General features: G+C 73.8%; 11 protein-coding genes and 1 riboswitch. Of the genes, 5 read left to right on the forward strand and 6 right to left on the reverse strand.

Going from position 1 to position 10443, the window contains the following annotated elements:
• The first annotated feature begins 140 nt into the window (after positions 1 to 140).
• A complete protein-coding gene (locus ACIP5O_RS25395) occupies positions 141 to 1493 on the forward strand; it encodes a class II 3-deoxy-7-phosphoheptulonate synthase (RefSeq protein WP_030205619.1) in 1353 nt (450 codons plus the stop codon).
• Positions 1494 to 1615: 122 nt separating this feature from the next.
• Complete coding sequence (locus tag ACIP5O_RS25400) at positions 1616 to 1876, forward strand: bacterioferritin-associated ferredoxin (RefSeq protein WP_401296947.1); 261 nt, start codon at positions 1616 to 1618, stop codon at positions 1874 to 1876.
• A 27-nt stretch (positions 1877 to 1903) separates the two neighbouring features.
• On the opposite strand, the gene bfr is transcribed toward ACIP5O_RS25400, so the two are convergent.
• Positions 1904 to 2380, reverse strand: coding sequence for a bacterioferritin (gene bfr, locus ACIP5O_RS25405; protein WP_401296949.1), 477 nt, complete (start codon positions 2378 to 2380; stop codon positions 1904 to 1906).
• A gap of 182 nt (positions 2381 to 2562) precedes the next feature.
• Here bfr and ACIP5O_RS25410 point away from each other — a divergent pair, with 182 nt between their 5' ends.
• Entirely contained in the window at positions 2563 to 3219 is a 657-nt protein-coding gene (locus ACIP5O_RS25410; protein WP_125658346.1) for a sulfite oxidase-like oxidoreductase, read from the forward strand.
• A gap of 27 nt (positions 3220 to 3246) precedes the next feature.
• Here the strand turns inward: ACIP5O_RS25410 and ACIP5O_RS25415 are convergent, their stop codons facing one another.
• The 5 genes from ACIP5O_RS25415 to thiO all read right to left on the reverse strand — a co-directional run bounded on the left by ACIP5O_RS25415 (position 3247) and on the right by thiO (position 8383).
• Complete coding sequence (locus ACIP5O_RS25415; RefSeq protein ID WP_401296951.1) at positions 3247 to 4098, reverse strand: deoxyribonuclease IV; 852 nt, start codon at positions 4096 to 4098, stop codon at positions 3247 to 3249.
• Between the two features lie 6 nt (positions 4099 to 4104).
• On the reverse strand, positions 4105 to 6060 hold the full coding sequence (pknB, locus tag ACIP5O_RS25420; protein WP_401296953.1) for a Stk1 family PASTA domain-containing Ser/Thr kinase: 1956 nt from the start codon (positions 6058 to 6060) through the stop codon (positions 4105 to 4107).
• A 90-nt stretch (positions 6061 to 6150) separates the two neighbouring features.
• Positions 6151 to 6945 (reverse strand): thiazole synthase, encoded by a 795-nt coding sequence (locus ACIP5O_RS25425; protein WP_401296955.1) that lies wholly within the window; start codon positions 6943 to 6945, stop codon positions 6151 to 6153.
• Between the two features lie 5 nt (positions 6946 to 6950).
• Entirely contained in the window at positions 6951 to 7190 is a 240-nt protein-coding gene (thiS, locus tag ACIP5O_RS25430) for a sulfur carrier protein ThiS (protein ID WP_401296957.1), read from the reverse strand.
• Complete coding sequence (gene thiO / locus ACIP5O_RS25435) at positions 7187 to 8383, reverse strand: glycine oxidase ThiO (RefSeq protein WP_401296959.1); 1197 nt, start codon at positions 8381 to 8383, stop codon at positions 7187 to 7189. The genes thiS and thiO overlap by 4 nt, the downstream gene beginning before the upstream one ends.
• Positions 8381 to 8493: riboswitch (TPP riboswitch) on the reverse strand. It overlaps the preceding gene by 3 nt.
• Before the next feature lie 144 nt (positions 8494 to 8637).
• Here thiO and ACIP5O_RS25440 point away from each other — a divergent pair.
• Both ACIP5O_RS25440 and ACIP5O_RS25445 read left to right on the forward strand, forming a co-directional pair.
• The gene (locus ACIP5O_RS25440; protein ID WP_401296982.1) at positions 8638 to 9801 is read left to right on the forward strand and encodes an NAD(P)/FAD-dependent oxidoreductase; all 1164 of its coding nucleotides are present in this window, start codon (positions 8638 to 8640) and stop codon (positions 9799 to 9801) included.
• Between the two features lie 76 nt (positions 9802 to 9877).
• Complete coding sequence (locus ACIP5O_RS25445) at positions 9878 to 10243, forward strand: Rv2175c family DNA-binding protein (RefSeq protein ID WP_053640476.1); 366 nt, start codon at positions 9878 to 9880, stop codon at positions 10241 to 10243.
• Positions 10244 to 10443: the final 200 nt, after the last annotated feature.

The raw sequence follows: 10443 nt of genomic DNA on the forward strand, positions 1-10443 counted from the left end.
GAGAACTGTGTCGTCGAGAAACGGGCCCGAGACTAGCACCGCTCACCGACATGAAGATCAACGGCCGACATTCCGGGCAGTCGTCTCAGCCACTGGTCGGTGGGACAGGACCGGACGAAGAACCCCGTAATGTTGTCCGTGTGACCGTGAACGCTGATTCCCACGCCGTCGCCGAGGCGACCTGGCGAGACCTGCCCGCGGCGCAGCAGCCCGAGTACCCCGATGCCGAGGCTCTGCGCGACGTGATCGCGGACCTCGAGTCGTATCCTCCGCTCGTCTTCGCCGGCGAGTGCGACCAGCTGCGCGCCCGGATGGGAGCCGTCGCCCGTGGCGAGGCGTTCCTGCTCCAGGGCGGCGACTGCGCCGAGGCCTTCGACGCCGTGTCCGCCGACCACATCAGGGCCAAGCTCAAGACGCTGCTCCAGATGAGCGCCGTCCTCACCTACGCGGCCTCCGTGCCCGTGGTGAAGGTCGGCCGCATCGCCGGGCAGTACTCCAAGCCCCGCTCCAAGGGAACCGAGACCCGCGACGGCGTGACCCTGCCGACGTACCGCGGCGACTCGGTCAACGGCTTCGACTTCACCGAGGCCGCCCGCGTCCCGGACCCCGAGCGCCTGAAGCGGATGTACAACGCCTCCGCCTCCACGCTCAACCTGGTGCGCGCCTTCACCACCGGCGGCTACGCCGACCTGCGCCAGGTGCACGCCTGGAACCAGGACTTCGTGAAGTCGTCCCCCTCGGGCCAGCGCTATGAGGCGCTCGCCCGCGAGATCGACAACGCCCTGAACTTCATGAAGGCCTGCGGCACCGACCCGGCCGAGTTCAAGGCCGTCGAGTTCTACGCCTCCCACGAGGCGCTGCTGCTCGACTACGAGGGCGCCCTGACCCGTACGGACTCGCGCACCGGCAAGCTGTACGACACCTCCGGCCACATGGTCTGGATCGGCGAGCGCACCCGCCAGCTCGACCACGCCCACATCGAGTTCGCCTCGCGGATCGCGAACCCGATCGGCATCAAGCTGGGCCCGACCACCTCGGTCGACGAGGCGCTCACCTACATCGACCGCCTCGACCCGGACCGCGAGCCGGGCCGGCTGACCTTCATCGTCCGCATGGGCGCCGACAAGGTCCGCGACAAGCTCCCCGAGCTGGTCGAGAAGGTCACCGCCTCCGGCGCGGTCGTCGCCTGGGTCACCGACCCGATGCACGGCAACACCTTCGAGGCCGCCTCCGGCCACAAGACCCGCCGCTTCGACGACGTCCTCGACGAGGTCAAGGGCTTCTTCGAGGTCCACAAGGAGCTGGGCACCCACCCCGGCGGCATCCACGTCGAGCTCACCGGTGACGACGTCACCGAGTGCGTGGGCGGCGGCGACGAGATCTTCGTCGACGACCTGCACCAGCGCTACGAGACGGCCTGCGACCCCCGCCTGAACCGCAGCCAGTCGCTCGACCTGGCGTTCCTGGTGGCGGAGATGTACCGCGATCAGTAAGTGGTTTCCTACGACGACGGGGCGCGGATCCTTGTGATCCGCGCCCCATCCTCGTTTTCAGGTCTTTTACGGCCTCGGTCCGCCGGGTAAGGTTAGGTTAACCTAAACGATCTCGGCGGGAGGTGAACCGCGTGTACGTCTGCTCATGCTTCGGTGTCACGGAGAAGCAGGTCAAGGAGCACGCGGACGCGGGCGCCTGCACGCCCCGGCAGATCGCCTCCGCCTGCAAGGCCGGCACGGACTGCGGTTCCTGCGTCCGCCGCATCCAGGCCATCCTCGGGCGCGGCAACTGCCCCCGGCGCGAGCTGGTGGACCGGGGCGTTCCGGCCCTGGCGGCCGAGACCGCCGTCGCTCCCGCCGCCGTCCTCGGGGAAGCCGCCTGACCTGGGCCGCCCGACCCCTGGCGGGACTCAGCTCGGCTGTTCGACGAGCGTCGAGATGTAGAGCGCCTCGCCCAGCGACTCGATCAGCTCCAGCTGCGTGTCCAGGTAGTCGATGTGGTGCTCCTCGTCCGCCAGGATCTCCTCGAAGAGGTTGGCGGACGTGATGTCCCCCTTGGCGCGCATGACCTCGATGCCGCGCCTGAGGCGGTCGATCGCCTCCACCTCGACCTGGCGGTCCGCCTGGAACATCTCGGTGACGGTCTGGCCGACCCGCACGTGGAAGAGCCGCTGGTAGTTGGGCAGGCCGTCGAGCATCAGGATGCGCTCGGTCAGCTTGTCCGCGTGCTTCATCTCGTCGATGGACTCTTCACGGGTGTACTTGGCGAGCTTCGTCCACCCCTTGTTGTCCTGGATGCGGTAGTGCAGCCAGTACTGGTTGATGGCGGTGAGCTCGCCGGTCAGCTGCTCGTTCAGGAACTCGAGGACCTCGGGGTCGCCCTGCATCGCACAGGCTCCTTCCACTTCACACGGTGTGTCTACGCCATAACTGGGCAGGATGGCCGCATCCTCGCACCCCGAATGGGGGGCGTCCAGTAAGTGCAGGCTTAGTGGGAGTTGCCCCAATGGTGTCGTCGGAGTGGTCGCCTGGTCATGACCATCCCTTGCGGTCTGTCACCATGGATGACATGGGTCAGCCGGAGAGCGGAGTACACCGGGAAGCGGGTCGGTCGGACCGTTCGCCGGACCTCGCGGCGGATCTCCCGCCGGGACAGCGGATCCAGCGCGGCTGGCCGGTCACCCACTACGGGCCCGTCCCCAGGTTCAAGCCGGACCGCTGGGAGTTCCGCGTCTTCGGGGCGACGGCCGACGGCGACAAGCGGTGCTGGAACCACGAGGAGTTCTCGGCCCTGCCGTTCTCCACGGTCGTGGCCGACCTGCACTGCGTCACGAAGTTCAGCATGCTCGGGGCCGAATGGGGTGGCGTCCCCGCCCGGACGATCCTGGAGCTCGCCCCGCCCGCGCCCCAGGTCACCCATGTGATGGTCTGGGCCGAGTACGGCTACAGCGCCAACATGCGGCTCGCCGACTTCGCCTCGGACGGCACGATCTTCGCCACCCACAAGGACGGGGAGCTGCTCACCGCCGAGCACGGCTTCCCGCTGCGGCTCGTCGTCCCCCACCTGTACGCCTGGAAGGGCCCGAAGTGGGTCCGGGGCGTGGAGTACATGGCCGCCGACCGGCGCGGCTTCTGGGAGGAGCGGGGCTACCACAACCTCGGCGACCCCTGGCGGGAGCAGCGCTACTCGTACCAGGAGGAGCCGGGGGACGGCCCCGAGCTCTGACCCCGCCGGTCACCCCCCGGGCGACCCTCAGGGGCGCAGCTTCTTCAGGAGGTCCACGTCCGCCCGGTGCCCCTCCTTGCCGCCGGGCGTCTCGATGACCAGCGGCACCCCCTCCGTCGCCGGGTGGCGCAGCAGCTCCCGGAAGGCGTCCTCGCCGATGTGGCCGGCGCCGATGTTCGCGTGCCGGTCCTTGTGGGCGCCCACCACGTCCTTGGAGTCGTTGGCGTGGATCAGTTTCAGCCGTCCCGCGCCGACGGTCTCCACGAGCAGGTCGAGGGTCTGCGCCGCCCCGGACGGGCCCGTCAGGTCGTGCCCGGCAGCGAACACGTGACACGTGTCCAGGCAGACGCCCAGCTTGGGGTGGCGGTCGAGGGCGTCGAAGTACGGGCCGAAGTCCCAGGTCCGCGAGCAGAGCGAGGAGCCCTGCCCGGCCGTCGACTCCAGGAGCAGGTCCGGGTCGTCCGGGTGCGTCAGCTCGTCGAGCAGCGGCAGCAGCCGCTCCCGCACCTGGGCGAGCGCCACCGCGCGCGGCCGGCCGCCGGTCGCCGAGCCGGTGTGCACCACCACGCCCTTCGCCCCGATCTCCCGGCCCCGGCGCAGCGAGTGCCGCAGCGACTCCACCGACCTCTCCGCCGTGGCCTCGGTGTGCGAGCCGAAGTTGATCAGGTACGGGGCGTGGACCCAGGCCGAGAGCGACGCCTGCGCGCACTCGGTCCTGAACCGCTCGTCCTGGGCCGGGTTGCCGGCCGGGGTGGCCCAGCCGCGCGGGTTGGCGACGAAGACCTGCACGGTCTCGGCGCCCAGCTCGCGGGCGTAGCCCAGGCCGACCGTGGCGAGACCGCCGGCCACGGGGACGTGGCCGCCGACGGGGTTGCGCATGGGTGTCTACAGTCCCTTGATCGTGAGGGTGATCGTGGAGCCCTCGGGGGCGGTGGAGCCGCCCTCCACGGACTGGCTCGCGACCGTGTCGCCGAGGTACGGGAAGGACTTCTTCAGCTTCACCTCGAAGCCCGCGTCCTCCAGGGCGGTGCGCGCGTCCTCGGTCGTCTCGCCGGTCACGTCGGGGACCTCGACGAGCGCGGGGCCCTTGGAGACGGTGAGGGTGACGGTGTCGCCCTCGGCGGCGCGGCTGCCCTCCGGGAGGGACTGGGCGGCGACCGAGCCGGCGTCCTCGGGGGAGTCGACCCGCTCGGGGGCGACCCGGACGGTGAGCCCGGCCTCCCGGAGCGCGGCCGTGGCGTCGGCGACGGTCTCGCCGGTCACGTCGGGCACGTCGACCGGGGCGCCCTTGCTGACGACCAGGGCGACCGCCGAGTCGGGGGCGCGCTCGGTGCCGGGCTCGGGGTCGGAGCCGATCACGGCCCCCTTGGCGACGGAGTCGCTGAACTCGCGGGTGACCACCCCCGGGGCCAGCCCCTCCTCCTCCAAGGCCTTGCGGGCCTCGGCGAGCGGCTTGTTCTTGAGGCGGGGCACCTTCACGACCCGCGGGCCCCGGGACAGGGTGAGGACGACCGTGCCGTTGCCCCGCAGGCGCTCGCCGGGGGCCGGGTCGACGGCCATGACGGTGCCGCGCTCGTACACCTCGCTGAAGGCGCGCCTCGTCGTGCCGACGTCCAGGCCGGCGTCGGTGATCCGCTTGGTGGCGGCGGCCTCGGTCTGGCCGAGGACGGCCGGGACGCGGGTGAACTGGCCGGAGTTGATGTACCAGACCCCGGCGCCCAGGCCGAGGACGAGCAGGACGGCGGCGATCACGAGCAGCGGGCCGCGCGGGGGCAGCCGGCGGGCGGCGGGGACGGTGGGGGCCGGGGGCGGCTCGGGCGCCGGCATCCGGCCGGTGTGCCGCACCTCCCGGACGTCGTCCTCCGGCGGCAGCGGGAGGTCGATCACGCTGGTGCGCTCCTCGGCCGGCACGGCGCGGGCGATCACGCTCGTCCGGTCCTCGGCCGTGTCCCGGACGCCGTCCCGCGCCTGCGGCGGCACCGCGTCCAGCTGCGCGTCGGTGAGCGCGGCGCGGGCCTCCAGGACCAGGCCGAGCAGGGCGGCGGCGTCGTGCGGACGCGCCTCGGGGGAGCGGGCCGCGGCGGCCGCGACCAGCCCGTCGAGCTGCGGGGCCAGGCCCGGCACGGCGGCCGAGGGCGCGGGCACGTCCGTGTTCAGGTGCCGGTAGAGCACCTGGGCGGGCGTGTCGCCCGCGTGCGGCTTGGCGCCGGTCAGCATCTCGTACAGGACGACGCCGCACGCGTACACGTCGGCGCGGGTGTCGGCGGTGCCGTGCTCGATCTGCTCCGGCGCCAGGTACGAGACCGTGCCGAGGACCGAGCCGGTGGTGGCGGTCGCCGAGCCCACGGCCCGTACGAGACCGAAGTCCGCGACCTTCACCCGGCCGTCGTCCCCTATCAGGACGTTCTCCGGCTTCATGTCCCGGTGCACGAACCCGGCCCGGTGCGCGGCGCCGAGCGCGGCGAGCACCGGCTCCAGGATGTCGAGCGCGGCCCGGGGCGCCAGCGCGCCCCGCTCGCGCAGCACGTCGCGGAGGGTGCAGCCGGGCACGTACTCCATCGCCAGGTAGACGTACGCGCCCTCGGCGCCCTGGTCGAAGACGCCGACGACGTTGGGGTGGGCGAGCCGGGCCACCGACTTCGCCTCGCGGATGAACCGCTCGACGAAGACGGCGTCGGCCGCGAGCTGCGGGTGCATCACCTTGAGCGCGAGGACCCGGTCGAGGCGGGTGTCGACGGCCCGGTAGACCGTGGCCATCCCACCGACGGCGATGCGCGCGTCGACGCGGTAGCGGCCGTCGAGCAGCCGCCCGACGAGAGGGTCCTGAAGGGTCGTGTCCACGGCGACGAGTCTACGAGCCGCGCACACGCGTCCGGTGCGCCCGCCCCGTACCGCAGCACACCTGTGACGAGCCCCGGAGGGCCCCGGGCCTCAGAACGCCGGGCGCTCCGGATCGAGCCGCGCCCGGCCCTCCACCGGCGAGGACGCCTCCGCGAAGTGGCGGCGCGGGATCCGGCCGGCCCGGTGGGCGAGCCGGCCCGCCTCGACCGCGTGCCGCATCGCCGAGGCCATCAGGACCGGTTCCTGCGCCCGGGTGACGGCCGACGCCAGCATCACCGCAGCGCACCCCAGCTCCATGGCGAGCGTCGCGTCGGACGCCGTGCCGGCCCCCGCGTCCAGGATCACCGGCACCCCCGCCCGCTCCGCGATCAACTGGAAGTTGTGCGGGTTGCGGATGCCGAGCCCGGAGCCGATGGGGGAGCCGAGCGGCATGATCGCCGCGCACCCCACGTCCTCCAGCTTCCGGGCGAGGACCGGGTCGTCGTTGGTGTACGGCAGGACGGTGAAGCCGTCGTCGACCAGGGTCTCCGCCGCGTTCAGGAGCTCCTCGCCGTCCGGCAGCAGGGTCCGCTCGTCGGCGACGACCTCCAGCTTGATCCAGTCGGTGCCGAGCGCCTCCCGGGCGAGCCGGGCGGTCAGGACCGCCTCGCCGGCCGTGAAGCAGCCCGCCGTGTTGGGCAGGACCCGGATGCCGAGCCGGTCCAGGACGGAGAGGACCGAGCCCCGCACGGTCGGGTCCAGGCGCCGCATGGCGACCGTGGTCAGCTCCGTGCCGCTGGCGACCAGGGAGCGCTCCAGGACGTCGAGGCTGGGCGCCCCGCCCGTGCCCATGATCAGGCGGGAGGAGAACTCCGTGCCGCCGAGGACGAACACGTCGTCGGACATCGCGCTCAGCCCCCCTGCACCGCGGTGAGGACCTCCACCCGGTCCCCGTCGCCGAGGAGCGTCGACGCCCACTCGCCGCGCGGGACCACCGTCTCGTTGACGGCGGCGGCCACCCCGGAGGGGGCCGCGGTCAGGGTCGCGACGAGGGCGTCGAGGGAGACGGGGCCGGAGAGCGCGCGCGCCTCCCCGTTCACGGTCACGGTCACGGTCGCGGTCACGTCGTTGGCGGGCGGGTTCGCGCTCATGCGGGCTGCTCCTGACGTACGGGAGGGGCGGGGGAGAAACGGCGGGGGGTGAAGGGGCGCGCCTCGTCGGGCAGGGCGCCCGTGGTGAGCACCTCCGCCATGACGTCGCCGGTGACGGGGGTGAGGAGCACCCCGTTGCGGTGGTGGCCGGTGGCCAGCAGCAGACCGGGCAGCGCGGTGGGGCCGAGCAGCGGGGCGTTGTCCGGCGAGCCGGGGCGCAGCCCGGCCAGGGTCTCGGTGAGCGGCAGCTCGGTGATCCCGGGCACCAGCTCGTGGGCGTCGCGCAGCAGCTCGTACACCCCGCCCGCCGTCACCGTGGTGTCCCAGCCGAGCTCCTCGCTGGTGGCGCCGACGACCAGCTCGCCGTTCTCGCGCGGCACCAGGTAGACGTGGCTGCCGCGCACGACGGCCCGGACGGTCCGGGAGAGGAAGGGGGCGTACGCGGGCGGCACCCGCAGGCGCAGGACCTGGCCCTTCACCGGGCGCACCGGCGGGAGCACCTCGTCCGGCACCCCCGCGAGCCGCCCGCTCAGGCTGCCCGCCGCGAGCACGGTCTGCCCCGCCGCCAGCTCCCCGCCCCCGGCGAGGACCGCGCCGCGCGCCCGGTCGCCCCGCACCGCGAGCCGCTCCGCGAGCGTCCGGTGGAAGACCACCCCGGCCCGCTCGCAGGCGACGACGAGCGCGGCGGCGAGCCGGCGCGGGTCCACCTGGTGGTCGCCGTCGACCCGGAGGCCGCCGCGCACCCCCGGCGCCAGCATCGGTTCGAGGCGGCGGCACTCGCGGCCGCTCAGCCACTCCGAGGCGAGCCCGCAGCGCACCTGCAGGGCGTGCAGCTCGCGCAGGTGCGCCCGGTCGTCGGCGTCGAGGGCGACGGCGAGGGTGCCGCAGGCGCGGTGGCCGACGTCGAGCCCGGTCGCCTCCTCCAGCTCGGCGACGAAGGCCGGATAGCGGGCGGCGGAGGCGAGGTTGAGCCCGAGCAGGGTCTCCTCGCCGTAGTGCAGCTCGGTGACGGCGGCGAGCATCCCGGCCGCGACCCGCGCGGCCCCGCCGCCCGGCTCGGGGTCGACGACGGCGGTGCGCAGCCCGCGCAGCGCGGCCCGCCAGGCCGTGACCAGGCCGATGATGCCGCCCCCGACCACGAGGACGTCGACCCCCCGCACGTCGGAGGCCTCTCGGACATCGGAAGAACGCATGGGCGTCCAGCCCCTCCCTTCGCCGGCATGACCCGGATCAGGTTCGTACGGTCGGAGGCCGGCCAGCCCCCCTCTCAGCCCGGTGCGTCCGGGCTCCCGCGAGTGCTTTACGCCCGCCAGACTAGCTTCCGCCGCGCGCCCGCCACGAGGGGGCCGTGGACCCCACCCTCCCTGACGGGCCGTCAGGTACGTAAGGTGGCCGTGTGAGCGAGCAGAAGCAGACCCAGCGGCGCGTCGTGGTCGTCGGCGCCGGAATGGCGGGCGTCCAGACCGCCGTCGCCCTGCGCGAGCAGGGCTTCACCGGCCCCGTGACCCTCGTCGGGGCCGAGCCCCACCAGCCCTACGACCGGCCCCCGCTCTCCAAGGCGGTCCTCCTCGGGAAGGCCGAGGACTCCGCCTTCGAGGTCGACTTCGAGGACCTCGGCGTCGAACTCCGGCTCGGCGTGGACGTCACCGGGCTGCGCGCCGCCGACCACGAGGTCGACACCGAGGCCGGACCCGTCGCGTACGACACCCTGGTGATCGCCACCGGCGCCCACCCGGTCACCCTGCCCGGCTCCGAGGGCGTCCCCGGCGTCCACCTGCTGCGCACCCTCGACGACGCCGTGCGCCTCGGGCCCGTCCTGGAGCGCCGCCACACCGTCGTGGTCGTCGGCGCCGGCTGGATCGGCGCCGAGTTCACCACCGCCGCGCTCGCGGCCGGCTGCGCCGTCACCGTCGTCGAGGCCGCGGACCTCCCGCTCGCCGGCACCCTGCCCGCCGAGGTCGCCGCCCCCATGGCCGACTGGTACGGGGCGAACGGCGCCGAACTCCTCACCCACGCGCGCGTGGACACCGTCGAACCCGGCCGGGTCCGCCTCGCCGACGGCCGCGAACTGCCCGCCGAGGCCGTCGTCGTCGGCATCGGCGCCCGCCCCGCCACCGGCTGGCTCGCCGGCTCCGGCATCGCCCTCGACCCGAGCGGCGCCGTCACCGCCGACGACCGGCTGCGCACCTCCCTGCCCGACGTGTACGCGGTCGGGGACTGCGCCTCCTTCCCCTCCGCCCGCTACGGCGAGCGCCTCCTCGTCCACCACTGGGACAACGCCCTCCAGGGCCCGCGCGCGGTCGCCGCCGCGATCACGGGCGCCGACACCGGCCCGTACGACCCCGTGCCGTACTTCTGGTCCGAGCAGTTCGGGCGTTTCGTCCAGTACGCGGGGCACCACGCGGGCGCGGACCGGTTGCTGTGGCGCGGCGACCCGGCGGACGAGGCCTGGTCGGTGCTCTGGCTGCGCGCCGGCGCGCCGGTGGCCCTCCTCGCCGTCGGCCGCCCCCGCGACCTGGCCCAGGGCCGGAAGCTGATCGAGGCCGCGACCCCGGTCGACCCGGCCCGCGCGGCGGACCCGTCCGTACCCCTGAAGGCGGCGGTCCGGTAGGGGCGTTTCGTCCGATCGGCGTGATACCTCCCGGGCCCGACTACCGACTGTCGGTCCGGGATGGCAGGCTTGTCACGTGACCGAGATTGACGCAAAGATCGATGCTCTCGTCCCCGCCTGGCTCTACCTGCCCGACATCGCGGAGATGCTCGATGTCGAGGTGACGCGCGTGCGGCAGCTGGTCAAGGAGGGCCAGCTCATCGCCGTGCGCCGCGGAGAGAACAACGCACTCCAGGTGCCCGCCGCCTTCATCCAGGGCGACAAGGTGGTCAAGGGCCTCACCGGGACCCTGACCCTCCTGCGGGACGACGGCTTCACCGACGAGGAGATGCTGGAGTGGCTCTTCACTCCGGACGAGAGCCTGCCGGGCACGCCCGCGCAGGCGCTCGGCGAGAACCGCGGCACGGAGGTGAAGCGCCGGGCCCAGGCGCTCGCCGTCTGACGCCCACCGCCTGACGCGCGCCCTCCGACACGCGTCGCCCGACGCACGTCGCCCGGCGCGCGCACCGAAGACACCACCAGCGGGTGTCGCGGGGGGGGGGGCCCCGGGGCCCGCCCCCCCCCCCCCCCGGCCCCCCCCCGGGGGCCCCCCCCACCACCCCCACCCCCCCCCCCCCCCCCGCCCCCCCGGGCGGGGGGACC

It is taken from the genome of Streptomyces sp. NPDC088915 (assembly GCF_044749825.1).
In the GTDB taxonomy this organism is placed as follows: domain Bacteria; phylum Actinomycetota; class Actinomycetes; order Streptomycetales; family Streptomycetaceae; genus Streptomyces.